This is a genomic window from Enterococcus eurekensis (genome assembly GCF_042654605.1).
Taxonomy (GTDB): domain Bacteria; phylum Bacillota; class Bacilli; order Lactobacillales; family Enterococcaceae; genus Enterococcus_I; species Enterococcus_I eurekensis.
The window spans coordinates 22,663-49,039 of record NZ_JBHSGT010000061.1; the positions used below are offsets into that span (position 1 = coordinate 22,663).

Below are 26,377 nucleotides of genomic sequence, written 5' to 3' on the forward strand. Positions count from 1 at the left end.
TAGACGATAAAACCAGACTATAAATAGAGTTTTAAAACAAAAAAAGAAGCTCTCCATTTTTTGGAAAGCTTCATTATTTGTGAAAAACAATTGATTTTAGGCTGTTATTTTTTTCAAATCACTTTTTATCCCTCGTTTTAACTTGAGGTCATTTTCTTTTGATATTGTAACGGTGAAATACCAACTTCTTCTTTAAAGACATGATGGAACGTTTTGACACTTGAGAATCCAGATTTTTCTGCAACTTCTATCATCGGAATTTCTTCTTGTGCCAAAATAAATTTTGCACGATTAATCCGATATTCCGTTAAAAATTGAACGAAGGTTTGACCGGTATTCTTCTTAAAAAAACGCGTAAAATAATAGGGACTAAACCCAACAAATTTCGCCACTTCATCTAATGTAATCGATTCTTGGTAACGACTTTCGATATATTCAAAAACACTATTTAAACGTTCTAATGTATCTTTTCGATGAATAGCTGTCGGTGTTTGGCTAGAATGTTCCTCTGCTTTCTTAGGTAAATGCGCATAGCACTCGCCAATAAAACGAGCCAAGTTTGATAGCACCACATAATTTTTACCTTTTGGTTGTTCCACTTCCAACTCATACAACTCAACTAGTAATTCCCGCGTTTTTTGTTGCAGATGATCCGGCCAATAACGGCTATAGGCCTCGCCTTTTGCAAAGAGCCCCACAAGACTTTCTTCGCTTCCTCTTAAAAACGACTCATCAAATAGGCGCATTTCAAATTGAAAAACATAACGTTCACTATTTGGGGAGGCTAAAAAATAATGTGGCTCACCATTGGCAATCACTAAAATTTCACCTTCGCAAACTTCAATGACTGTATCATTAATCCCGACCTTCACTTCACCGCGACTCGCATAAATAATTTCAATTTCTTTATGCCAATGGGGATAAACAATCGTCATCCCGTCATTTAAAAAGGCTCGATATGGAAATTGGGGATTCAATTGTGGTATTTCTAAATACATACTCACAATATCACCCCCATTTCCTAATTTTTTTATTTTTCAATTATGCTTCTTTTAAAGCTTTTTCAGCTAATGCTAAACAACCGATTGTCCCAGCATTATCTTCTAAAGCAGGTGTCACAATATATTCTTCGATAGCTGGTGTTGCTACGTAGCCTTGCATAATACGTGTGAAGGCTGCGTGAACTTTTTCAACCATATGACGTTGTTTCATCACGCCACCACCAAAAATAATCACTTCTGGTGAGAACATTAATGTTGTATTGTAAGCACATTGTGCAATGTATTCTGCTTCGATTTCCCAGAATGGATCATCTTGAGGAATGTCTTGCCCTTTACGTCCGTTGCGTTTTTCAACAGCAGGACCTGCGGCCATTCCTTCTAAACAGTTTCCGTGGAAAGGACATGCTCCTTCAAAATGGTCATCTTTATGTGGAACAACTAACATATGACCCATTTCTGGATGACTAAATCCTTCGATAAATTTACCATCTTGTAACGCACCGGCACCCACGCCTGTACCAATTGTATAGTAAACCACACTTGATTTTCCTTGACCGTTACCAAATGCATATTCGCCGTAAGCTGCTGCATTAACATCGGTTGTCCACGCCATTGGAATATCGAAAGCGGCTTTCATCGCACCTAAGAAATTGTAATTTTGCCAAGCTAATTTTGGTGTTGAAGTAATATAGCCATACGTATCCGATGTTTTACGAATATCAATCGGACCAAATGAGCCCACTCCGATTGCTACTAAATCATCTTTATATTGATTAAAAAATGCAATTACTTGTGGCATTGTTTCTTCAGGTGTCGTTGTTGGAAAACTTACACGCTCTAAAATTTCTAATTTTTCATTACCTACGGCACAAACAAATTTTGTTCCACCCGCTTCAATAGATCCGTATAACATAGACGAAAATCTCCTTTTACGCTTTAATACATCCATTTTAAATACTTTCGACATATAAAGCTAGCTTTTTTCTAAATTTTAAGTGTCATCCCTTCACTTTTGTAAGAGCTTTCCAAAAAATGGTTTTATTTATGTGCAACGCGACAAGTATTAGCCCCCCCTAGAAATACTTCCTTTTATTTTAAAAGTAAATTACTTGTTTCTTTATACAAAACAACACTTCAAAAAAACTCGTTTGAAGTGTTGTTTTCACAATTATATATTTTTAGATTTAACTAACTGATACGTAAATAATTTTGTATATGCTAGAACAGGTAAACTAATTCCACATAAACTTAATACTATTGGAAACTGAAAAAAAAGAAATAAAAATACGCCTAAAAAAATGATCAGTAATAAGATATTTTGGTAAAAAATTCCTAGACTCCAAATGAAACTTTGTTGGAATAGTTCAAAATAATTTATTTTTTCATCAGATAGCCCAAAAATATAATAAAGATTTAGATTATACGATAATAGGAAAAACAGAAAAACTAAAGTAACCAATTTTAAAAACATAGAATCCTGTAAACTGATTGCTTGCAAGGATACCCCAAACATCAAAGAAAACAAATTAAAGATTCCTATCGGTAAAACTTTAATAAAATCTTGCTTTAGGTAATTAAAATAAGTCTTTATAATTCCTGGATTTTCAATTTCTTTCATCGTTTTTGTTAACGCGAGGAAGGAAGCTGGAAGCGAAATAATCAATATACTCGTTAATAAAAATAATAAATTAACCAATACTAAATGATAAATATAGATGGTCAATCGATAAAATTTACTTTCTATTGAAAACATCCGCTTCCCTCTTTTCTTCTACCTTATTTTAATTTCTCTATATTTTCTGCAATTTTTTCATTACGATAGTCAACAATGTCTTGCCATCCACTATTTTCACGACTTGCTAAGAAATCATCCCAAATTTGACGACCTTCTTCTTCAGAAGCCGATTGGATAACAGCCACTAAAGCTTGAACACGTTCTGTGTTAATCTTTGTTAAATTACGAGCTTGTGATCCACTCTTAGGATCGATATCTTCTATTTCAAAACGAGGTGCTAATTTGTCTGATGCCCATTCAACCATTTGACGGATTGATGTTGCAGGTTCTTGTCCCATTTGAATTGCGTAGTTATCATTTCCTACAAACCAATACGATCCTAAACCAACTTCCTTATCAAAGCGTGCAATATCTGAATTACGTAAATCTTCTGTTTCTTTAGCATATTCCACTTTGCCATCAACTAAATTGTAAGTTTCACCCTCAATACCGAAAGTAGTTACCATTGTACCATATTCACTAGCTAAGTAAGTCATTAGCTCCATTGCTTTTTGTGGTTCTTTTGTATTATTGGTAATAAATGTTTGTGTCCATCCACCAATATTTCCACCGGTAAATGTTGAGGTTTCACCTTTTGAATTTTTCGGACCATCAACGGCAATGTATGTTTGCTCTGGGTTTCGAGCGTTATTGTCTGACATAAATTCATTCAAACCTTTTGTATTCGTATGTAAATAAGCAAAGTAACGGCCTTGACCTAATTTTTCTTTCATCGTATTATCGTTATCTGAAAATTGATCGTTCGTAATAAATCCTTCATTAAATGCTTTACGGAAAACTTCTAACCAAGAAATATATTCTTCACTTGCATCACGATCATTAAATTTACCATCAACAGTTGGTGATACGTTTAAGAAATCTTGTAACACACCACCATAGGCACCATCGCCACCATTAGCAATGTCTAATGCTGTAGAACCAAATGCCACTAAGTCAGAACCATCATCAGCTTTGGGTGAAACTTCTTTTGCTTTTTTTAATGCATCTAAAAAGCCTTCTGGAGTCGTCATATCCGGTTTTCCAATTGCTTCATAAATATCTTTTCTAACAATAAAGACTTGGTCTCCAACAACATTTCCCGCTTCGTAATCTTCTTTAGTAGCAGAGAAACTTGGATAACCGTATATATTCCCATCTTCTAAAGTAAACCATTTCAACGATTCTTTCTTAGCTGCATGTTCTAAAAAATATGGATCATATTTTTCAGCGAGTTTATTAATTGGTAATGCAAATTTCGGTGCCTCTTGTGCAGCTGATAAATTTTTATCAAAAGTCATTAAATCTGGTAAATCGCCACCTGCTAACATCGTATTTAAGTTTTCATCATTTCCTGAAACAAATTCCACTTCAATATTCAAATCTTCTTTAATTTTACGAGTAACTGTATCTACACCCCAACCTGGTTGTGCATACCAATCAAAGTTTACATACCATTTTAACTTAGCATCATGATCGGTATCTTTTTGCCAACTTGGTGTTTCTTTATCCGCTTCAAATCTTGCTTCTGGTAGCTCAATATCTTTTCCTTTTTTACTATCCGCTGAGCCTGATCCTCCACATGCTGCTAAAAGGGTCATACTCGCTAATGCTAAACTGAATAATACTGTTTTTTTCTTCATACTTAATTCTCTCCTTTTTTATTCTTTTACTGAACCAAGAGTCATCCCTTGGATAAAGTATTTCTGTAAGAATGGATAAATAACAACTACTGGAACAGTCGTAACAACCATGGTGGCTAATTGTAATGATTGAGACGTTGTGTTACGTACAACGTTAGCTCCTGTAGCTACTGCTGGTGATAAGTTTTGGGAAACAATCCGATAAAGCAACATTTGTAATGGATATAAGTCTCGATTGTCCACATAAATATTAGCAGTCATGTAATCATTCCATTGGAACACCCCATGGAATAATGCAATCGTTGCTAAAACTGGTAGTGACAGTGGCAAAATAATTTTTGTGAAAATCACAAATGGATTGGCACCATCCATTGCTGCGGATTCTTCTAATGAATAAGGGATACTTCTGAAAAAATTCATTAAAATAACCATGTCGTAGAATGAAAATAAAACTGGGATAATATAGACCCAAAAATTATTTAAAAGACCCAACGATTTAAATAATAAGAATGTTGGAATCATCCCTCCTGAGACAAACATTGTTAAGATTCCCATATTCATATAAACTTTTCGACCAATCAAATCTCTGCGGCTCATCCCATAAGCCACAATTGAAGTAAAAGCCGTATGTAGAATCACTCCAATAAAAGTTTTTCCAACAGATATGATAAACGCCTTATAAATCGCATTATCTTCAAAAACAGTCAGATAACTTTCTAGAGAAAATTCTCTTGGCCAGAAATAAATACCTCCACGAGTAGAGTCTGTCGCATCATTAAAAGATAAGGCAATAATGTTCCAAAGCGGTAAGGCAATAATCGCTAAAAAGAATACCATGAACATTACATTGGCAATATTAAATATTTTTTCGTCTTTCGAGTACTTTATCATTCATACATCCTCCTTCTTAAAATACTGATGTATCACTTATTTTTTTAGTTAATAAATGACTACCTACAACTAAAATTAACGAAATTACAGAGACGAATAAACCAATTGCAGTGGCATAAGAGAAATCACCTTGTTGAATCCCCATTTTATAGACGAATGAGTTAATTACTTCACTCGTTTGGTAGTTAACCGGATTTTGTAATACTAATGTTTGATCCAAGTTTGATCCTAATAATCCACCGACTGAAAGGACAAACGTTAATGCAATAATATGACGTATTGACGGGATGGTTACATGTATAATTTGTTTCAATTTACTTGCTCCATCAATTTTTGCAGCCTCATACAAGGCTGGATTAATTCCGGTCATAGCTGCGATATATAAGATTGTATTCCAACCTACTTCTTTCCAAATATCAGAAATCACTGCGATACCCCAATATTTATTCGGATCGGTTAAGAAACGAATCGGTTTTTCTATCAGATTAGCATCAATCAAGATATTATTTATCAAACCTGTTTCTGATAGCCAAGAAATAAACATTCCACCTAAAATAACCCAGGATAAAAAATGCGGTAAATAAGAAACGGTCTGAACAATTTTCTTTAAACGGACATTCACAATTTCATTAATTAAAATGGCTAATAAAATGGCCGCTGGAAAGCCAAATAATAATTTCAAAAAACTAATCCCTAAGGTGTTTTTAATAACGGTCCAAAACATTGAATCTGAGAAAAATTCTCGGAAATATTGAAGTCCAACCCATTCGGCATTGGCAATTGTATCTAAGACTGAATAGTCTTTAAAAGCAATAATAATTCCGTAAAGTGGGATGAAGTTAAAAATAATCATAAAAATAACACCCGGCCAAACCATTGCTTGATAAAAAGATTGTGCTTTAAATTTATCACTTAACTTCGTTTTTCTTTTTTCCGAATTTTGAAGTTTTTCTTTTGCCACTTGTAATCCTCCCCTTACCTACTAGCTCTTTTCTTTATTTCTTTGTGTACTTGGTAAACAGCACCAATCATTCCTGCATTATTTTGTAATTTTGTCGGTACTACATTTGCTAATCCATATTGTTGAAAGTACTGCAAACTCTCATGTCTTGCGATTGCTTTTTGTAAACTTGCTTCTAAACGGTTCATAAAATCGACATCGCTACTAATTGCGCCACCGACTAAAATCATTTCTGGATCAAAACTACTAATAAGATTTAACAATCCAGTAACCAAATCCACAAAAAATGCATCAATAACTTTAATAGCTAACTTTTGGCCTTCTTTGGCTCTTTGGAAAATCAAACGAGCATCGGTTATTTTTTCGATATAACCATTCTCAGCTAAGGCTTTCTGATATTGAAAACATAAGCCACCGACTACTGAAGCACGTTGATTCAATGATGCTGTTTCAATACTTCCTTCACTTGGTATATCACCAACAAGCATCCAACCAAATTCGCCAGCCATCCCGTGTGCTCCTTGGAATAGTTCACCATTAATTACGATACCACCACCAATTCCTGTTCCAAGAACAAGACATAAATAATTTTGAACTCCTTGAGCATTACCAATCCATTGTTCCGCAATCGCTGCGGCATTTGCATCATTTTCAACAATTGTTAACAATTCGCATTCTATTTCCAATCGTTCTTTTATATTTGCTCCATAAAATGACTGAATTGAACCTGCGGTTTGCATTGTCCCATCTTTTAAAATAACGCCTGGTGCACTTACTCCAACTCCCATTATTGTCGGAAACTTCACTTGATATTCCTTCACTAGTTTTATTAAATCTAAAAATAGAAGTTCTTTTTCGTGATTCGTGGGAATGCTACCTTTTTCAATAATCTCACCAAAGGCATTAATTACTCCATGCTTGACAAATGTTCCACCAATATCAATACCTACATACATTGATTCACACTTCCTACTATAATTTTCTTACGGACTCTCGTATCAATAATTCTCCGGTCAAAGTAAAGGATTTCCCTTGCGTTTTGCCGTTGATTAAATCAACCAAGTGATTAACCGCTACTGCTCCTTGTTCACGAATTGGATTTTTAATTGTTGTGATACCTGGAGAAAAATAATTCAATAAATCAATGCCGTCAAAACTTGTAATACTAAAATCTGCTGGAATTTGATAATTTAAATCTTTTAAAGCATTTACTGCTCCAATTGCACTTACATCATTCCCAGCTACAAACGCTGTTGGAATCTTCTCAGGTTTACTTTGAAAAAATGCTTTAACGGCTTCGTATGATGCTTTTTCCTCGAAATAACCTGGAATCAAAAAATCTTGATTAATCGGAAGTTCCTTTTCGTTTAACGCATCCTTGTATCCTGCAAGTCGTTCATCGCTATCATAGGTACCTTCAAACCCCGTTAAAAAAGCAATGTCTTGATGACCTAGATTTAACAAATTTTCTGTTGCTGTTTTTGATGCTTGATAAGAATCAAAAACAACACTACCAATCGTCTTTGTCTCGATGTTTCGATCAATAAAAACAGCTTTAATTTGCTCTTTTTTCAATATTTCTAAATCCTCTGGTCCAATCATATCTTCAAAACTGATGATGCCATCGACCATACCACCTAAAATATTATTCATAACAACTTTTTTATTACTCGAAACCAAAACATTTAAGCTATAACCACATTTCTCAGATTCTTTTGCAATCGCATCGACTAGAACACTAAAATATGGACCACTAATGCTAGTAGTATAAAAGCCCATCATACCTGTTTTATGCGCTTTCAATTGCTTCCCTAAAATATTAGGAACATAATTTAATTTTTCAGCTGCTTGAATAATTTTTTCTTTCGTCACAGGTCGAACAACATCGACTCCATTTAATGCTTTAGAAACCGTTGCTATCGAGACATTTGCCTCACGCGCAACATCACGAATTGTCACTCTTTGTATCGAACTCATTTTTTCACCCCAAAAATAAAAACGTTTTTATTTGTTAATATCATAATACGTAAAAACGTTTTCAATTACAATATTCTTATTGTCTTTTGGTTCTTAATTCATCAAATTGAAATTTGTACCCGATTGGTACGAGTTGTACCAATCGGGAATTATTTTACATTGTATAAGCTACTTGGTGCTTAATACTCTCATCTTGACTGCTTAATCCTATGTACAAGTTAAATTCTCCTGTTTCAACACTACGAGATAAATCATGATGAACATAGAATAAATCTTCTGCACTGATCGTAAAGCAAATTTCTTTTTCTTCGAACGCTTCTAGATAAACTTTTTGCCATTGTTTTAATTCTTTCACAGGTCGAGCGACTTTTGTAACAAGATCTTCTATATAAAGTTGTACCGTCGTTCCTCCAGCTATTTGACTATTATTTTTAACAGCTAATCGGATTTCTATCGTTTCATCTTCTCTAAAAGCCTGATGTGAGATACCTTGATCCACACATTCAAACTGACTGTATGATAGTCCGTGACCAAATGGGAAGAGTGCATCATTACCTTCATCCATATAACGAGAAATATATTTTTGATCTTTATTTCCCTCATGCATCGGTCGCCCTGTTGATAAGCTCAAATAAGAAAGAGGTAATTGTCCAACAGAACGTGGGAAGCTCATTGGTAATTTTCCTTCTGGATTCACTTCTCCCATTAATAAATTGGCAATACTTCTACCACCTTGGGAACCTGGGAACCAAACTTCTAATATTGTTGGAACTTCCTCTACAATATTAGATAAATCAAGTGGTCGACCATTAAATAGCACAACAGCAACATTCGGATTTACTTGCGCCACTGCTTGGACTAATTTATCTTGATTACGCGATAAACTAATCTGTGCTAAACTAGCTGCTTCTCCTGACTCTTCACTCGTCTCACCAATTGCTAGAATAACGACTTCATTTTCTTTCGCTAAAATTAATGCTTGATTTATCGCTTCATCCGTAATAACTTGCCCATCTTCCATCGGTAAAACAGACAGCTCAAGAGATTTTTCTTGTAGACCAGAGGCCAACGAAATCGCCTTTTCAGACTCCCCAATCCATGACCAAGCACCTAAAATATCTTGTGAACTTGCTTTCGGACCGATTAAAGCAACTTTTTGACCTACTTTCAATGGTAAAATTTGATTATCATTTTTCAATAAAACTGGTGTTTTCTCTGAAATAGTTAAGATTGATTCTGCTAATTGTTTTTTTGTTGCAGCTAATTGATTATCATCTAGCTCCCTTAATCCACGATACGGATCTTCAAATAAACCTAATTTATTTTTTAATGTTAGAATTCGAAAAACGGCATTATCAAGCGCTACTTGCTGATTCGTATCTAAAACAATCTCCGCTAAATGTGTCTGATAAGAGTCACTCATCATGTCCATATCAATTCCTGCAGAAAAGGCCAAAGAAGCGGCTTCTTTTTTATCCTTTGCGATTCGATGGGCAATTAACTCAACCACAGCGGCCCAATCAGAAATAACAACACCTTCAAAATTTAAATCACCACGTAAGATCTTTTGGACCATTTCCTTATTTCCAGTAACAGGAATGCCATCCATTGTATTGAACGATGTCATTACAAGTTCAACACCCTCTTCAATCGCGGCTTGGAAGGCCGGTAAATAATTTTGATACAAATTCACATGTGATAAATCAACCGTATTATAATCGCGTCCGCCCTGTGCCGCACCATATCCTACAAAATGCTTTACACAAGCCGCTAAACGGTTTTTTTCAGTTGATAAATTTCCTCCTTGATATCCTCTTACATAACCCCGAGTTAAAGCAGCAGATAGAGTAGGATCTTCGCCATTACTCTCTAGAACACGCCCCCACCGAGCATCCATTACATGATCTCCCATCGGAGAAAACGTCACATGTACACCAGCTTGTGTTGCTTCTTTGGCAGATAATTGTGCCACTTCTTCAACTATCTCAGGACTAAAAGTAGAAGCTAAAGCTAATGGAATTGGATAGATGGATTCATAACCATGAATCACATCTGCCATGAAAACTAGAGGAATTTTCAAGCGACTTTTCTCAAGATAAGTTTCTTGAATTTGCATTACTTGTTCACTTGTATGAGTTCCTAAAACAGAACCAATTTGAAATAATTGCTCCTTGGACATTTGCCATTCTTGCATTGGACCGGTAATTTCACCACCTGCTAAAAAGAAATCAGGTGTTAATTGAACCAATTGTCCTACTTTTTCAGAAAGCGTCATTTCTGTTAATATTTGTTTCAACTCATTCGTTCTCAAATTTAGAGCTCCTCTCCATTTGTTGCAATAATATTTTGGTACCATTTAAACGATTCTTTTTTATATCGTTCTAACGTGCCTTTCCCTTGATTATCTTTATCAACATAAATCATTCCATAACGTTTTTCCATTTCACCGCTACCGAAGCTAACAATATCAATGATTCCCCAAGGTGTATAACCCATGAGCTCGACACCGTCTTCAATTACGGCTTTTTTCATTTCTTCCATGTGATATTTTAAGTACTCTACCCGATAAGGATCTTCAACTTTACCCTCTTCAGTCATTGTATCGTAGGCACCAAAACCATTTTCAACAATAAACATTGGAATTTGATAACGTTCATAAATCAAATTTAATGTATAACGCAAACCAACGGGATCAATCGGCCAGCCCCATTCACTGGATTTAATATATGGGTTGTTGACCATTTTAGCACCAGGATAATCACTTATCGCATGTCCTTTAACGTCAGGCAATGTTGTAACCGCATTAGACATATAGTAACTAAATCCAATATAATCGACAGTACCTTCTCTTAAAGCTTGTAGTTCTTCTAGCGTATATTTAATATTCAAGCCTTTTCTTTCCCATTGTTTTAAGGTATATGCTGGAATTTCACCTCTAACATGGATATCACTGTAAAAGAATCGACGATGCATCACTTTATTGGCTGCCATTAAGTCATCTGGATTTGATGTATAAGGGTAGACCGGAACATACGCCATCATACAGCCAATTTGAAAATCAGGATTTATTTCATGCCCTTTTTTGACAACTTTTGCGCTGGCAATTAATTCGTTTAATCCTGATTGGAAAATAATTTCCTCTTGGTTATCTCCTTCTTCAAAAAGAACAGCGGAATTTGTCCAAAGATGAACATCGTATTCACCATCTTGTTGGTTATTAATTTCATTAAAAGTCATCCAGTACTTCACTTTATTTTTATATCGTTTCATCACGGTTTCGCCATAGCGAACAAAAAAATCAATAACTTTTTTATTTTTAAAACCACCATATGTTTGATATAAATTATAGGGAATCTCGAAATGTGATAAAGTGACAATCGGTTCAATTCCATTTGCGAGTAATTCATCAAATAAATTATCGTAGAAAACTAATCCTTCTTCATTCGGCTCTAAGTCATCGCCGTTTGGAAAAATCCTTGCCCAATTAATCGATGTACGAAATGCTTTCAATCCTAATTCTTTAAATAGTGCAATATCTTCCTTATATCGATGATAGAAATCGATTGCTTCATGGTTTGGATAGTTCTCACCTTCGATAATTCCTTTTGTAATTTTTCGAGGAATTCCGTTCCCTCCTGCAGTCATTACATCGGCGATACTCAGCCCCTTACCACCTTGGTCCCATCCTCCTTCAATTTGATGGGCTGCCACAGCTCCACCCCATAGAAAATTTTCATCAAAATTTTTTTCCATTATTTGGACACCTCTTTCAGATCATACTAAAATCGAACTCACTTTTAGTATAAGAATAAATGAAACGGAAACAATGCCTAAACAAGCTTTTGGTTTGAAATAAAGCATTATGAAAAAAGCACCAACTTGGTACACTACGTACCAAGTTGGTGCTTTTTGTGATTTCTATCTTTCCAAACTTGCGACAATATTTGTCAAAGATTCTAATAAAAAGATACAAGGTATCTGACTGGTTAAATCATCGTGATGGTTTATTCGATAGCGCTCAACACGATAATCTAAAACATAATCTGCCATGTTTGATAGACTACTACTCGCATCACTTGTCACCGCAACAATTGTCATATCTTCTTCTTTAGTCAAACCACTAACGATTTCTAAAATTTCTGTTGTCATACCGGAAACTGAGACAGGGATGACCATATTATCAGCTGTATTTTTAAGTTTTGTACTAATCGGGTATGTAGCGTCTGTCATTGCAAAAGCATTGCAGCCTAAAATCGCCAAGCGTCGCGCGATATAGTCACAAACGTAACCGGAGTTCCCAATCCCAAACAAAATGACATTATCACATTCTATAATTTTTTCAGCAATTATTTGTAATTTATCTTGCAAATTTCTAGTAAATTGTTCTGGTGTTAAAGTTGGAAAAGATAACGAATATTGCCCTGTAACAATACTATCATCACCGCGAAATTCTTTTCTAAAATCGGAAAAACTTTCATAGCCAATTTTTCGAATGAAACGCATAACCGAAGATGAAGAAGTATGTGACTCTGTTGCAATTTCTCGTACTCTCATATAAGGAACTTTGTCACTATTAGAAGACAAATAATGATATATGGCCCTATCCGTATCCGATAGTGTATTAAAATCGATTTTTCCAAAAAAAGACATAACATTCCTCCTAAGATTGCTCTCTAGAAACTTATAGTAACACAAGCATTCTCTTGAAAAAAGCGCTTTTACACTTCTGGTCCTTAGAATTAATAAAAAAAACAAAGACACATAGCCTCCGTTTCTTTTTATGTATCTAAAACAAAAATAAAACTACGATAATATCTTAATTCACTGCATTATTATTTTGATCTTCTTTCACGCAGTCGATGGCTATAACGAGTGAGATAATAATCTCCTCGTACTTTTCATCTAAAACATTCACTTCATACGTATCTCCAAAGGTGAACCAGCGTTTGTTAATATCTGCGATTGCACGTCCATGACGTATTACTTGGAAGTCCATGTCCCACCAGTTTCCTTGAACTTCAATACCTTCTGCTGAAATGTGGTATTTCGCTTTAAAAAAAGTGAGTTCTTTATCAATGATAATTTGTGGATTGTTACGAATATCCACGTAGAATTTTGGTAACCAACTAAAAATTTTTTTGGTAATGGTCGCAATTTCTTCTTCCCGTTGATTCAATATTTTAAAACTTTTAGGAATTTGCATAAAACTCCCTTGAACGTGATATTGCGGACGTTCATGTTCATCATAGACAGTAAATTTCTCACCAATACTAAATATTTTTTGTTTAATATAAAGTTTTCTTCCCATCACTTTCCCCCCTAGACTTTAATTATTCAAAACTTCTTGTCGCGTCACCAGTATTAATGACTGGTTGCGTGCCTTTATCCGTAATGATTGAAACAAGTAAATTATTGATTAATTGAACTTTACGATCATCTGAGAACGTCATGCCTTGGCCTTCTTCGATTTGTTCTAGGGCCATTTGCGTCATGGAAACAGCACCTTCAACGATGGTTTGGCGTGCCGATAAAATTGCTTTAGCTTGTTGACGTTGTAACATCGCACTCGCAATTTCGGTTGCATAAGCTAAGTGATTCAAACGTGTTTCAATCACTTCAACACCTGCCACACCTAAACGTTCTTGTAATTCTTTAGCTAATTCAGCGGATACTTCACTTGTGTTGCCACGCAATGTAATATCATCATCATTAAATGTGTCATATGGATACTGTGTTGCAATGTGACGAATGGCTGTTTCACTTTGGATCTCAATAAATTCTTGATAATAATCCACATCAAACAACGCTTTTGCTGTATCGGTTACACGATAAACGACCACTGCTGAAATCTCAATCGGATTCCCATCTGAATCGTTGACTTTTAGTAATGAACTGTTAAAGTTACGAACTTTTAAAGAGACGTTAATTTTTTGTGTAAATGGTGTCGTAATAAACAAACCATTTGATTTAATTGTACCTAAATACTGTCCAAAAAATAAAATCGCTTTTGACTGATTAGGACTAACAATTGTCAATGAACTCATAAAAATAATTGCTATAAAACCAATAAGAATCGCCATAATTATCTGCCATGGTGTTTCATTTTCAACTCCTAGGTAAAACAAATATCCGCCACCAACTAATGAACCCAATAAGACGATTAACCCTAAATAACCATTTACATGAAACGTGTTTTTTTCTTGCATAGTACATTCCTCCCTTAACTCATTCTATTATCTCACAAAAATGTTTTTTGCATATCCATCCAAGGATGTATTTTTTGAATAGACTCTTTTATGCCTACTATTTAGCCTTTTTTCTTTACAAATTTTTCAAAACTCTCTACACTAATAGAAAGTCGATTGAACATCCGCGGTATAAATTCGCTTAGTCTTTTCTAGCCAATGTAGAAAGGTTGAAGTCATATGTCCTATATAAAAGATAAACGTTTATGGTTTTCAATGCTTGGTATTGTTGTACTTGGTTCGCTTTCTGGCATTACAATCGATAACCCTAAAAAGTATTATCTATCATTAGAACTCCCTTTTTTTGCACCACCTAGTTGGCTGTTTGGTCCAGTCTGGATTGTTTTATACTTAATGCTCGGGGCTGCTCTTTACTTTATCTGGATTGACAAATCTTCCAAACAAAGGCCCTTATTACTGACGCTCTTTATTGTTCAACTAGTTGCCAATTTACTCTGGAGCTTTTTATTTTTCAATCAAAAAAATATTTTAGCGGCACTCATCGATATCACGATTTTGTTCCTCGTACTCTCCTTACTTCAAGGATTTTTATTTTCAGTAAATCGTGTAACCTTCCTATTACTATTGCCTTACTATGCTTGGATTACTTTTGCCACAGCATTAACTTATGCTATCTTCTTTTTAAATTAATAGCGATAATAAATAAGAAGACACAAAAAAGCCTAGATTTTGATCTAGGCTTTTTACAACTAATTAAATTGTAACGGTTGCTTGTAATGCTTCAATACGTGCTGCACGTTCTTGCGCTGAAATGTTATTTTTCTTAACATAACGGTTTGCTTCATGTGTTGCACAATCAATTGAACAACCACCTAAATGTTTCGCTTCATTTTCTTCAGAAGCTAAAATTTGGCGGTTGCAAAACGGATTGGCACAATTGATGTAACGCTCGCATGGTTTACCATCAAACCAATCTTTTCCGATAACTTTTTTATCGACATGGTTAATTTCAACACTGATACGATCATCAAAAACGTACATTTTTCCATCCCAAAGTTCACCTTGAACTTCAGGGTCTTTCCCATACATCGCAATGCCGCCATGTAATTGAGAGACATCTTTGACACCTTCACGTAATAACCAGCCAGAGAATTTCTCACAGCGAATACCACCTGTACAGTACGTAACCACTTTTTTGTCCATGAATTGCTCTTTGTTTTCACGAATCCATTGGGGTAACTCACGGAAATTGCGAATATCGGGACGGATTGCGCCACGGAAATGACCTAAGTCAAATTCATAATCATTACGTGCATCTAAAACGATCGTATCTTCATCTAATAATGCCTCTTTAAAGTCTTTCGGATCTAAATACTCGCCTGTTATGCGTAATGGGTCAATATCTTCTTCTAAGTTTAATGCCACTAATTCTTTACGTGGGCGCACAAACATTTTTCTAAATGCATGGCCTTTCGCCTCATCAATTTTGAACCAAGTATCCTTGAAACGTTCATCGTTGTGCATCCAGTCCATATACTTTTGCGTATCCTCAATTGTACCTGATACAGTACCGTTAATGCCTTCTTCTGCTACTAAAATTCGCCCTTTTAAACCGATGCTCTTACAAAAAGCTAAATGCTCTTTTGCAAAAACTTCAGGGTCCTCAATTTTAGTATAATTGTAATAAAGTAATACACGATAGTCCATATATCGTTCCTCCTTAAAAATTATACCTTGAAAGTATAGTGGATTTAAAAGAGAAAGACGAGTTTTATGCTTGTTCAATAAATCGCATGACTATTGTGATAATCGATGCATAATTGATTTTTTATAGTTTAAAAAAGCATCCGATAATTCAAAATCTATCGTTTTTCTAAGTTTTTGATCAATCACCATTTCCTCAAAATCATGCGTGCCTGAACCTTTTAATAAGTAGATTCGATGTGATAATTTAATTGCTTCATCAATATCATGGGTGATAAATAACGTTGTCAAATTTAATTGTTCATGAATTTTCAAGTACCAATCATGAATTTCTTTTTTAGTAAAAGGATCGAGTGCGCTGAACGGTTCGTCCAATAGAATAAAGTTAGCCGAAAACAAGTAGGTTCGCACCAAGGCGATACGTTGACGCATTCCCCCAGACAAGGCCTTTGGATATGCTTTAGCAACATGTGCTAAGTCGAATTCTTCTAATAATAAATGCGCTTGTTTTAGCGCCTCTCCTTTTTTCACTCCTTTTAAAATCAAAGGTAAAGCGATATTCTTTTCAATCGTCTTATATGGAAACAGCAAATCTTTTTGTAGCATATAGGCGACATTTCCCGGTTGGTTAGTAATCGGATGATTATCGAGTAAAATCTCGCCACTGCTTGGTGCTAACAAACCCGCAATTAAGTTAAAGAGCGTCGACTTGCCTACTCCACTCGGACCGATAATACTCACAATTTCATTTTGAGCAACATGAAAATTCAATTGATTCAGTATTGTTTGTTCACCAAAGCTTTTCGAAAGATTCTCTATGACTAATTTTGACATTTACCTCACTCCATTAAATAGTCATTCGTGAAACCAGTATTTTCAGGGATGTTTTTTTCAACTAATTGGTTTTCTCCAAGCCAATGATAAAAATCATTCCAGCGCTTGGCATCAATCACTCCCCATTCAGTCGCTTCTGCTTGGTATTGTTTTGCTAACCAATTTTGACTTGCATAAACCAATGTTTGATTGAGCTCGGGTGCGGCTTTTAATAATACATCTGCGGCTTCTTTAGGCGATGCTATTGCAAATTCGTATCCTTTTTTGGCTGCTTGTAAAAATTTCTTTGTGACGTCACCTTTTTCGCTTAAGAAGTCATTATTGGCAATAATAACGGGTGTGTAATAATCAAAGACTGGATTCAAATCTTTGAAATAAAAATAATCGATTGGTACCTCAGCAACTTCTGCGGCAATGCCTCCCCATCCATAAAAGACCCAAACACTATCCGTTTGTTTTTCTTTCAAGGCTAATGGTTCATCGACAATTGTATTCGGGATTAATTTTACTTTTGAAAAATCACCACCATCTTCTGCCATGACATTTGAAATGGTCGCTTGTTCAACTGGTGAATCCCAAGTGGCATAAGTCGTGTTTTCTAATCCTTTTGGTCGATCAATTCCTTCCCCTTGGCGCGACATAATCCCCGATGTATTATGTTGTAAGACTGCCGCAACGGTCGTTATCGGCAATGGTTTTTCCGAAGCATAATTAGCTGCGAGTGAATCTTGGGCAGATATTCCAAACTGGGCTTTGCCGCTTGCAACGAGCATGGATGCAGAATCTTCTGATGGTTGTACGATTTCAACATCTAGACCTAATTCTTCAAAATAGCCCTTTTCTTGTGCGACATAAAGACCTGTATGATTCGTATTCGGGGTCCAATCAAGGACAAAAGTAATTTTTTCTAACGATTCTTCTATTTGCTGGTTCGTTGGTTGACTACAAGCACTTAAACTAAATAAACTGCTAACTGCGAGTAGAACGAGTCGTTGTATTTTCATTTTTTTCTTCCTCTTTCTTCCAAGGCATCGCCCATTTTTCGATTCCATTCACAAACACCATTAAGATTAAACTCAACAGTGAAATTAAAAAAATTACCGCAAACATTTTATCAAAAGCATAGGATTTACGAACTCGGGTCATATAAACACCGAGTCCTTCAAAGCCACCTAGCCATTCCGAGATAACCGCACCAATCACCGCATACGTTACACCAATTTTTAAAGCTGAAAAAAAGTTACCTAAACTTGCTGGTAATTTCATATGCCATAAAATTTGACGCTGATTGGCACCCATTGCCCGCATGAGTCGTAATTCATCCGAGTCAACAGATGAAAAACCATTTAACATTGCGACTGCAACGGGAAAAAAGATGGTAATAACGATTAAGACGACTTTAGGTAATATGCCAAAGCCAAACCAAATGGTTAAAAGTGGTGCTAAAGCGACTGTCGGTACTGTTTGCGTTAACACAAGAAGCGGATAAAATGCTTCTCTTATACGTGGAAAATGATCCATTAAGATGGCAACAACCACTCCTAAAACCACTCCAAATAACAGACCGAGTGCGGCTTCTGTGAGTGTGATTTTTGTATGAAACAGCAATAAAGGAAAATCATGAATGAGTGCTTCGCCCACTTGAACGGGTGAAGGGAGCATAAAGTTTGGAATCCATTCAAAGTAAGTTATCACTTGCCAAGTCAATAACAGAGCGATTAGTGTCAAAATTGAAGAAAAATTAATGTTGGTGCTTTTTCGTTTTTTCTTCAATCCCTAAGACGCCTCCTTCTGGACGATAAGCAATTTTTATATAAGAAGACACGCCCGATGCACCTGATTTAATCGCGATTAATTGACACTGCTTAATAATTTCCATCAACGTATCAAACTCTCCTTCAATACTCGTTTCAAACGCGCCCACTTGGTAGTTTAAACCTGTGCTCGCAATATAAGCGATGACTTCATCCACAATCCGAATGGTTTCTTCGGTACTTTCTACTTTAGGTAAAACTTGAATCGCAATACTTGCTTCCATTGTGACATCCTCTTTTCTTTATTTGAAATTTTTAAGCAAAACAAAAAGGCGTTTTCTCCAGACATAGAGAAAACGCCGAAACGAATCCAATCAAAAATTGAACTTTCATTTGACATGCTCCCTACGCTGGTATTAACCAACAGGTTCAAAGAGTCAGGTTTAACCTTCTCAACGCGGCCGCGTCCCTCTGCATTTGTATGTATTTGCCTTGCTCGACGATAGTATAGCAGACATTACGAGCCATTGCACGTAAAATATGATATGTTGATTCTAGACACAAGAGTCAAAAATAATTGGACGAGGTGAAAAAATGATTAAAGACGGTTTATATTGGTCTAACCAATTAAAGACAAAGCAAGTATCATTTGAAGAATACGTTACTCACTTAGAGGCAAAAATTAAGGTGATTAATCCCAAAATTAATGCCCTAGTTACATTTGAAAAAGAATCTGCCATAAAACAATATCACCGTACACCCAATCTTGATGAGCTACCATTTTCTGGACTACCAATTCCTTTGAAAATGCTTGGTCAAACGAAAAAAGGCTGGCTTAACACCGCTGGCAGTCGCCTGTTTCGTGACGTTCGTTCACCTTTCACTAGCCACTTCGTTCAACGTCTAGAATCGATTGGCTTGATTCCAATTGGTCAAAGTACGGCACCTGAATTTGGCTTTAAAAATGTAACCGATGCGACAATCTATGGCGATACACGTAACCCGGCTGATTTATCTCGTTCTGCTGGTGGTTCCAGTGGTGGTGCAGCAGCATTAGTCGCAGCGGGTATTTTCCCGATTGCCGGCGCAAGTGATGGCGGTGGCTCCATTCGAATTCCAGCTTCATTCAATGGTCTAATTGGTCTAAAACCAACTCGTGGCACGATGCCTGTCGGTCCCGACGGTTGGCGCGGTTGGCAAGGGGCATCCATTTCATTTGGCTTAACGGTTTCGATGCGTGATACGAAGACCCTTTTCTATGCGATGCGTGGCACTGAAAATGCGGCTCCCTATCAAGCACCAAAAACGGAATGGGCTCATCATGAACCTTCAAATAAAAAACTACGAATTGCTTTCTCAACTAGCTCACCTGTTGGGAGTCTTGTTTCAAAAGAGGCCATTCATGCAGTGGAAGAAGCGGTTATTTTTTTAACTGCCCAAGGACATGATGTCTTTGAAATTAAATATCCTGTTAATGGCGACCAACTGATTCGTTCTTATTATCAAATGAATGGTGCTGAAACAGCCGCGATGTTTGAAAATATCTCTACTCAATTAAAACGTGAACTAACGATTAACGATATGGAACTCATGACTTGGGGCTTATACCAGTACGGTCAAAAATTATCCGCTTCTAGTTACATTCATTCGCTCAACACTTGGGATGCAGCTGCTGTTGAAATGGAAAAACAATTCGAAAATTTCGATTTATTCTTATCACCAGCAACAGCGCACCCCGCTCCCAAAATTGAGACCGACTTACAAAGTGATGCTATCCGAGCGGAATTAACAACCATTGAGCAACGTTCAAAAGAAGAAGCCGCTACAATTATTTATCAGATGTTTGAAAAAAGTCTAGCTCTTTCCCCCTACACACAACTAGCAAATTTAACTGGCCAACCCGCCATTAGTTTACCGACTTTTACGACTAAAGAAGATTTACCTTTAGGAATCCAATTTATGGCAGCCAAAGGCAATGAGGACCTCCTTTTCCAGATTGGTTATGAATTCGAACATGCTCAACGCTTCCATTTACCAAAAGCCTATTTTGAACGTTAATCCCGACCGTCGTTCAATCTTTCGTTTAATAAAAAAACATCCCTTTTCCAAATGGATTCAAGTATAATAAAGAAAACGCTTAAAGGTGGGAAATTAATGGATTTACAAGAATCAGTCGAACGGATGCATTCAGGTAAGCTCTATTATGCCGATGCACCAAAACTGGTAGCCGAGCAAATGGTCTATTTAGATAAAGTCTTTGCTTACAATCAGCTACCTCCTTCTAAACAAGAAGAAAAACAAGGGCTGTATAATTTTTGATGTGGATGAAGAAATTCGTTCACATCTATTTTTTTATAAAAAAATAGAAACATAAGAATTTTCCAGTTAAAATGATAGTAACGACACCACATTTTGAAAGGATGGTTCTTATGTTTCATAACGATTGTATACGAAAAAGCATTGATTTAAAAGATAAAAATATTACTTTTGATCATTTATTTTGTGAGGAACTTGTGATAAAAGGCAGAAAATCAAAAGTTTATCACGCAAAACTTAGCTACCAGCCAGAGGAATGTAAAGAATGTAAAAAGGAGAACACCAAGCACTCCATTGTAAAGAATGGTTTTATGCTCTCGAAAATAAAGTGGATTAGTCACACTCGATACCCTACCTATCTTTTTTTAAGAAAACAACGTTTCCTATGCCGTCAATGTGGAGCGAGTTTCCTAGCGGAATCATTGGAATTTGAAAAGCATTGTTTTATTGCCCGGAGGGTGAAACAATCCGTGCTTTTTGAGATCACTGACGCTACTTCCTTCAAAGATATCGCTAAACGTCACGCAATCTCTAGTACGACAGTCATTCGAACCATGAGACAAGTTGGCAATGAAAGAAGAAATCATTTTAAAACTCTACCCGAGACCCTCTGTTTAGATGAGTTTACTTCAACTAAAAATAAAAAAGGAAAATACAGCTTTATTTATTCAAATGCCTCCTCTCATAAAATCATTGATATTTTAATTGATAATTTCTCCAGAACGATTCGTGATCATTTTTTAAGATACCCTTTAAAAGAAAGATTAAAGGTCAAAGCGATTGTCGTCGATATGAATGCTGGTTATTTTAAACGAGTGAAAGAATCATTCCCGAATGCGTCTGTTGTCATTGATCGTTTCCATCTCGTTCAACTAATCAATCGTGCACTCAACGTCACAAGAATTAAAACGATGAATACATATCGCACGGCTGCAGCGAAAGACTATCGAAAATTAAAGCGATACTGGAAACTCTTTCTAAAAGAATCCAATGACTTAGATTACCAAACGTATCATTATCATCGTCTCTTTAAGAAAGTGATAACGGAAACAGAAATTATGGATTATTTATTGAGCCTTAATTCTCAATTAAAAGAGACCTATCAACTTTATCAAGACTTACTTTATTGTTCGAAGAAAAACGATTATGAAGGGTTTAAAGACCTTATTTTGATGACGAAAAAACACGAGCTTTCACCTAGTATGGAGACGTCCATTCTTACCTTAAAGAAACATCTACCACGAATTAAAAACACTTTCCAATCTACCTTAAGCAACGGTTCTTTGGAAGGTTCAATTAATAAAATCAAGCTGATTAAACGAATTGCTTATAGTTACAGAAATTTTTATAATTATCACGATCGTATTCTATTAAGTTTTTCGGATAAAAAAATAGGCAACGAAAACGCCATGGTTTTCGCTGCCTAGATAACAGTTCATTTTAACAAAATATTAGTCATCCACATCATTTGACACAGAGCCATTTTTGGTTCCTTTTTTATTCTTCAGTCTCGGCTTCTAAAATATCAATGACTTTCATAAGACGAGTGACATTACCACGTTCGTTTTCATCAAGGGTATTTTCGATATATTGAATGGTGTCAGTTAAATTTGGAATGGTCAAATACTCAAGCGCATTGACACGACGCTTCGTACTTTCAATTTCTTTCCCTATTAACTGACATGTTTTTTCGATTTCCGCTAGTTGTAGCATCAATGGTAAGATCGATTCCAAATGTCCTAAAGAAACATCGAGTTCACTCGTCGTTGACATAAAACCGTATGAAAAATCATCAACGTCTGTTTCTTCTTTGAACATCGTATTTAACACGGGAACTTCCGTGTTCATAATACTTTTACTTTGTACATCGAGTGAAACAGTATTCAACGGAATGGCAAAGGCTTCTTGGAGGACATGGTCTGGAATGCTACTTGAAGCTAACACATATCCTTCCATTCCTTGGTATAAGGCTTGTTCCATTTCTTTTCTTAAGGTTTGATTTTTCTTCACCATCTGGATAAATTGACGCACAAGCTCATCTTGTTTATCTTTTAAAAGTTTGTGCCCGCGAGTTGCGGTACCAAGTCGTTTACGTAAACGACTGAGTTCCATTCGTGTTGGTGTGACATTTAAAATGGCCATCTACGTTCACTCCTTCGTCTCAGGGAAGAATTCCTCAATATACGCTTCTTTGATACGATTCAGTTCAGACTTAGGTAATGTTGCAAGTAATTTCCAACTTAAGTCTAATGTTTCTTCAATGCTTCGATTATTATAAAAACCTTGGTTTAAGTATTCTTTTTCAAAACGATCGGCGAAATGGGCATACTTGCGATCGACTTCTGATAAGGCTGCTTCACCAAGCACAACTGCCAATTCTTTCGCATCTTTTCCATCGGCATAAGCTGCAAACATTTGGTTCATTGTAGCTGCGTGGTCTTTTCTTGTTTTATTTTCTCCCGTCCCTTTATCTTTAAGACGAGAAAGGCTCGGTAATACATCAATCGGTGGATTAATATTCCGCTTTTCTAAATCAGGTGACAAAATAATTTGTCCTTCCGTAATATAACCTGTTAAATCTGGAATTGGATGGGTTTTATCATTGTCCGGCATGGTTAAAATTGGTATTTGCGTGATTGAACCCGGTTTATCTGTTAACATCCCCGCACGCTCATATAAACCGGCCAAATCGGTATATAAGTAACCCGGATAGCCACGACGACCTGGTACTTCGCGACGGGCAGCCGAAATTTCACGCAACGCTTCACAGTAATTCGTCATATCCGTCAAAATAACCAAGACGTGCATGCCTTTTTCAAATGCTAAATATTCAGCGGTTGCTAGTGCCATTCTCGGAGTTGCAATCCGCTCAATTGCCGGATCATTAGCTAAGTTTAAAAACATGACCGAGCGATCCAAAGCTCCGGTTTTACGAAACTCATCAATGAAAAATTCCGACTCTTCAAAAGGAATCCCAATTGCCCCAAAGACGATGGCAAAATTGCCCTCATCATTTGGTACAGTCGCTTGACGGGCAATCTGTGCAGCCATTTCTTTATGTGGCAAACCTGCTGATGAAAAAATTGGTAACTTTTGTCCACGAACGAGGGTGTTCAAATGGTCAATCGCCGAGATACCTGTTTGAATAAATTCATCTGGGAAGGCGCGCGCCATCGGGTTTATAGAAGCCCCATTTACATCGACGCGTTTATCTGGAATGATACGTGGTCCATTATCAATTGGTTGACCTAAACCATCAAAAATTCGACCGAGCATGTCTTGGGAAACACCGACAGTCAGACCTGTTCCTAGAAAACGCACGCGGCTTTCTTCGGCTCCAAGGTTACTGGTACCTTCAAAGACTTGAACAATCGCTTTGTCCTTTGAAACTTCTAGAACTTGTCCACGTCGAACTACCCCACTATCGGTCCGAATTTCTACCAGTTCATCGTATTTAACCCCTTCAACATTTTCAACGACCATAATCGGCCCATAAATCTCCGAGACGGAACGGTATTCTTTTAGCATTTATTCCATCCCTCCCTTTTCAACAATTTGTTGAATAGTCTGTTTCATTTCTTGCTCTAAATGCATTAATTGATCTAAATTTTCTTCGGCAATGTATTTACTACGCGCAATTTTTTCACGGAAATCAGTGGTACCTTGAATGATTTCATTGAAATAAGCACCCAGTTCAATCGCTCGCAACGCTTCATGATAAAATGACAAAATATTCTTCAATAAGTAAAATTGTTTTTCTCGTGAAGTAAATGTGTCAACGTCATCAAAAGCATTTTGCTGTAAATAATCTTGACGAATCGAACGGGCAATTACTAAAGTCATCCGATCACGCGGCAACAGCGACTCAATTCCAACCAATTGAACAATTTCATCTAAACGTTCTTCTTCTTGTAATAAAGTCATCGCTTCATGAACTTGTTTCGACCACTGACCATCAAAGATATCATCTAAATAACTTAATAGTTCGCTCTCATATAACGAATAAGAATTGGTCCAATTAATTGCTGGGAAGTGACGTTTTTGAGCTAAGGAACTATCTAAAGCCCAGAACACTTTGACGATTCGTAACGTATTTTGGGTGACTGGCTCACTAATATCGCCCCCTGCAGGTGAAACTGCCCCAATTGCCGTAATACTTCCTTCACGATTGTCACTACCTAGTGTCTCATAACGACCGGCACGCTCATAATATTCCGCAATCCGGCTACCTAAATAAGCTGGGTACCCTTCATCACCTGGAATTTCTTGTAAGCGACCACTCATTTCACGCAAAGCTTCTGCCCAACGTGAAGTTGAATCAGCCATAATCGCCACGTCATAACCCATATCACGATAATATTCGGCAATCGTAATCCCTGTATAAATCGAAGCCTCACGTGCCGCAACCGGCATATTTGACGTATTGGCAATCAAGACCGTACGCTCCATTAACGATTTACCGGTTTTTGGATCGATTAATTCAGAGAACTCGTTGATAACATCTTTCATTTCATTTCCACGTTCACCACAACCAACATAAACGACGATATCAACATCCGACCATTTGGCAATTTGGTGTTGCACAACGGTTTTCCCAGCACCAAACGGTCCCGGAACAGCTGCCGAACCACCTTTGGCAACTGGGAAAAACGTATCAACGACACGCTGTCCTGTAACAAGTGGACTCCCTGGTTTTAATTTGCGTTGGCTTGGTCTCGGACGGCGAACGGGCCAACGTTGTAACATTGGTAATTTTTTTTCAGTACCATTGTCTGTTTCTAATACACAAATAGGTTCCGTAATACTAAAATTACCGGCTTTGATTTCAGTAATCACACCACTAATGCCATTTGGAACCATCACACGGTGTTCAATAACTTCAGTTTCTTGTACAACACCAATAATGTCACCGGCTTCTACTCGCTCACCGACTTGTTTTTTCGGAACAAAAGTCCATTTTTTTTGCCAATCAAGCGCATCAATTATTACGCCGCGTTCTAAGTAATCGCTTTGCGCTTGCGCCATAAATTTATCTAATGGACGTTGTATCCCATCAAACATTTGGCCCAGTAATCCTGGCGCTAATTCAACCGAAAGTGGTGTTCCTATCGATTCCACTACTTCCCCAGGTCCAATTCCATTTGTTTCTTCATAAACTTGAATCGATGCGATTCCTTTTTTTAATTCAATTATTTCGCCTAGTAGTCCCTTTTCACTGACTTTACAAATCTCATGGATCTTCGCGTTTTGTAAGCCAACAGCTTGGACTAAAGGACCGGAAACTTTGATAATTTTTCCAATTGCCAAAGACGTTCCTCC

Annotated in this window: 25 protein-coding genes and 1 riboswitch; of the genes, 4 read left to right on the forward strand and 21 right to left on the reverse strand. The window is 36.6% G+C overall.

The window, feature by feature from the left end; all coding sequences use genetic code 11:
- Window positions 1-137: 137 nt before the first annotated feature.
- The 13 genes from ACFO3L_RS09935 to ACFO3L_RS09995 form a co-directional block, all read right to left on the reverse strand.
- Window positions 138-1,004, reverse strand: coding sequence for an AraC family transcriptional regulator (locus ACFO3L_RS09935; protein ID WP_379966803.1), 867 nt, complete (start codon window positions 1,002-1,004; stop codon window positions 138-140).
- A 37-nt stretch (window positions 1,005-1,041) separates the two neighbouring features.
- Window positions 1,042-1,914, reverse strand: coding sequence for a fructokinase ScrK (scrK, locus tag ACFO3L_RS09940; RefSeq protein ID WP_379966806.1), 873 nt, complete (start codon window positions 1,912-1,914; stop codon window positions 1,042-1,044).
- A 255-nt stretch (window positions 1,915-2,169) separates the two neighbouring features.
- A complete protein-coding gene (locus ACFO3L_RS09945) occupies window positions 2,170-2,754 on the reverse strand; it encodes a YesL family protein (RefSeq protein ID WP_379966809.1) in 585 nt (194 codons plus the stop codon).
- Window positions 2,755-2,777: 23 nt separating this feature from the next.
- The gene (locus tag ACFO3L_RS09950; protein WP_379966812.1) at window positions 2,778-4,415 is read right to left on the reverse strand and encodes an ABC transporter; all 1,638 of its coding nucleotides are present in this window, start codon (window positions 4,413-4,415) and stop codon (window positions 2,778-2,780) included.
- Window positions 4,416-4,433: 18 nt separating this feature from the next.
- A complete protein-coding gene (locus tag ACFO3L_RS09955; RefSeq protein WP_379966815.1) occupies window positions 4,434-5,306 on the reverse strand; it encodes a carbohydrate ABC transporter permease in 873 nt (290 codons plus the stop codon).
- A 16-nt stretch (window positions 5,307-5,322) separates the two neighbouring features.
- Window positions 5,323-6,183, reverse strand: a complete 861-nt coding sequence (locus ACFO3L_RS09960; RefSeq protein ID WP_379966904.1) for an ABC transporter permease — start codon at window positions 6,181-6,183, stop codon at window positions 5,323-5,325.
- 98 nt (window positions 6,184-6,281) lie between these two features.
- A complete protein-coding gene (locus ACFO3L_RS09965; RefSeq protein ID WP_379966818.1) occupies window positions 6,282-7,223 on the reverse strand; it encodes an ROK family protein in 942 nt (313 codons plus the stop codon).
- Window positions 7,224-7,239: 16 nt separating this feature from the next.
- Window positions 7,240-8,244 (reverse strand): LacI family DNA-binding transcriptional regulator, encoded by a 1,005-nt coding sequence (locus ACFO3L_RS09970; RefSeq protein WP_379966821.1) that lies wholly within the window; start codon window positions 8,242-8,244, stop codon window positions 7,240-7,242.
- 154 nt (window positions 8,245-8,398) lie between these two features.
- On the reverse strand, window positions 8,399-10,555 hold the full coding sequence (locus ACFO3L_RS09975; RefSeq protein WP_379966824.1) for a glycoside hydrolase family 3 N-terminal domain-containing protein: 2,157 nt from the start codon (window positions 10,553-10,555) through the stop codon (window positions 8,399-8,401).
- Between the two features lie 2 nt (window positions 10,556-10,557).
- Complete coding sequence (locus ACFO3L_RS09980; RefSeq protein ID WP_379966827.1) at window positions 10,558-11,997, reverse strand: 6-phospho-beta-glucosidase; 1,440 nt, start codon at window positions 11,995-11,997, stop codon at window positions 10,558-10,560.
- A 165-nt stretch (window positions 11,998-12,162) separates the two neighbouring features.
- The gene (locus ACFO3L_RS09985) at window positions 12,163-12,894 is read right to left on the reverse strand and encodes a MurR/RpiR family transcriptional regulator (RefSeq protein WP_379966830.1); all 732 of its coding nucleotides are present in this window, start codon (window positions 12,892-12,894) and stop codon (window positions 12,163-12,165) included.
- A gap of 166 nt (window positions 12,895-13,060) precedes the next feature.
- Window positions 13,061-13,552: an LURP-one-related/scramblase family protein gene (locus tag ACFO3L_RS09990; RefSeq protein ID WP_379966833.1), complete on the reverse strand. Its 492-nt coding sequence runs from the start codon at window positions 13,550-13,552 to the stop codon at window positions 13,061-13,063.
- Window positions 13,553-13,574: 22 nt separating this feature from the next.
- Complete coding sequence (locus ACFO3L_RS09995) at window positions 13,575-14,450, reverse strand: SPFH domain-containing protein (protein WP_379966836.1); 876 nt, start codon at window positions 14,448-14,450, stop codon at window positions 13,575-13,577.
- 219 nt (window positions 14,451-14,669) lie between these two features.
- On the opposite strand from ACFO3L_RS09995, the gene ACFO3L_RS10000 reads away from it, so the two are divergent.
- The gene (locus ACFO3L_RS10000; protein WP_379966839.1) at window positions 14,670-15,140 is read left to right on the forward strand and encodes a TspO/MBR family protein; all 471 of its coding nucleotides are present in this window, start codon (window positions 14,670-14,672) and stop codon (window positions 15,138-15,140) included.
- A gap of 63 nt (window positions 15,141-15,203) precedes the next feature.
- On the opposite strand, the gene trhO is transcribed toward ACFO3L_RS10000, so the two are convergent.
- From trhO to ACFO3L_RS10025, 5 genes are all read right to left on the reverse strand, one after another.
- Window positions 15,204-16,157 carry an oxygen-dependent tRNA uridine(34) hydroxylase TrhO gene (gene trhO / locus ACFO3L_RS10005; RefSeq protein WP_379966842.1) on the reverse strand — a complete coding sequence of 318 codons (954 nt, stop codon included), beginning with the start codon at window positions 16,155-16,157 and terminating at the stop codon, window positions 15,204-15,206.
- A 90-nt stretch (window positions 16,158-16,247) separates the two neighbouring features.
- The gene (locus ACFO3L_RS10010; RefSeq protein WP_379966845.1) at window positions 16,248-16,988 is read right to left on the reverse strand and encodes an ABC transporter ATP-binding protein; all 741 of its coding nucleotides are present in this window, start codon (window positions 16,986-16,988) and stop codon (window positions 16,248-16,250) included.
- A 5-nt stretch (window positions 16,989-16,993) separates the two neighbouring features.
- Entirely contained in the window at window positions 16,994-17,992 is a 999-nt protein-coding gene (locus ACFO3L_RS10015) for an ABC transporter substrate-binding protein (RefSeq protein WP_379966848.1), read from the reverse strand.
- Entirely contained in the window at window positions 17,958-18,761 is an 804-nt protein-coding gene (locus ACFO3L_RS10020; protein ID WP_379966851.1) for an ABC transporter permease, read from the reverse strand. Before ACFO3L_RS10020 ends, ACFO3L_RS10015 begins: the two co-directional genes overlap by 35 nt.
- Window positions 18,730-19,026 (reverse strand): thiamine-binding protein, encoded by a 297-nt coding sequence (locus ACFO3L_RS10025; protein WP_379966854.1) that lies wholly within the window; start codon window positions 19,024-19,026, stop codon window positions 18,730-18,732. Before ACFO3L_RS10025 ends, ACFO3L_RS10020 begins: the two co-directional genes overlap by 32 nt.
- A 101-nt stretch (window positions 19,027-19,127) precedes the next feature.
- Window positions 19,128-19,225, reverse strand: a riboswitch (TPP riboswitch).
- A 114-nt stretch (window positions 19,226-19,339) separates the two neighbouring features.
- On the opposite strand from ACFO3L_RS10025, the gene ACFO3L_RS10030 reads away from it, so the two are divergent.
- The 3 genes from ACFO3L_RS10030 (at window position 19,340) to ACFO3L_RS10040 (ending at window position 22,485) form a co-directional block, all read left to right on the forward strand.
- Entirely contained in the window at window positions 19,340-20,800 is a 1,461-nt protein-coding gene (locus ACFO3L_RS10030; protein WP_379966907.1) for an amidase, read from the forward strand.
- A 96-nt stretch (window positions 20,801-20,896) separates the two neighbouring features.
- Entirely contained in the window at window positions 20,897-21,061 is a 165-nt protein-coding gene (locus ACFO3L_RS10035; protein WP_379966857.1) for a maltose acetyltransferase domain-containing protein, read from the forward strand.
- Window positions 21,062-21,171: 110 nt separating this feature from the next.
- Complete coding sequence (locus ACFO3L_RS10040; protein ID WP_379966860.1) at window positions 21,172-22,485, forward strand: ISL3 family transposase; 1,314 nt, start codon at window positions 21,172-21,174, stop codon at window positions 22,483-22,485.
- 70 nt (window positions 22,486-22,555) lie between these two features.
- Here the strand turns inward: ACFO3L_RS10040 and ACFO3L_RS10045 are convergent, their stop codons facing one another.
- Genes ACFO3L_RS10045 through ACFO3L_RS10055 form a run of 3 tightly spaced genes read right to left on the reverse strand, consistent with a single transcriptional unit; the run spans window position 22,556 to window position 26,365 of the window.
- Window positions 22,556-23,200 (reverse strand): V-type ATP synthase subunit D, encoded by a 645-nt coding sequence (locus ACFO3L_RS10045; RefSeq protein ID WP_379966863.1) that lies wholly within the window; start codon window positions 23,198-23,200, stop codon window positions 22,556-22,558.
- Between the two features lie 6 nt (window positions 23,201-23,206).
- Window positions 23,207-24,586 (reverse strand): V-type ATP synthase subunit B, encoded by a 1,380-nt coding sequence (locus ACFO3L_RS10050; RefSeq protein ID WP_379966866.1) that lies wholly within the window; start codon window positions 24,584-24,586, stop codon window positions 23,207-23,209.
- Window positions 24,587-26,365, reverse strand: a complete 1,779-nt coding sequence (locus ACFO3L_RS10055) for a V-type ATP synthase subunit A (protein ID WP_379966869.1) — start codon at window positions 26,363-26,365, stop codon at window positions 24,587-24,589.
- Window positions 26,366-26,377 lie beyond the last annotated feature (12 nt).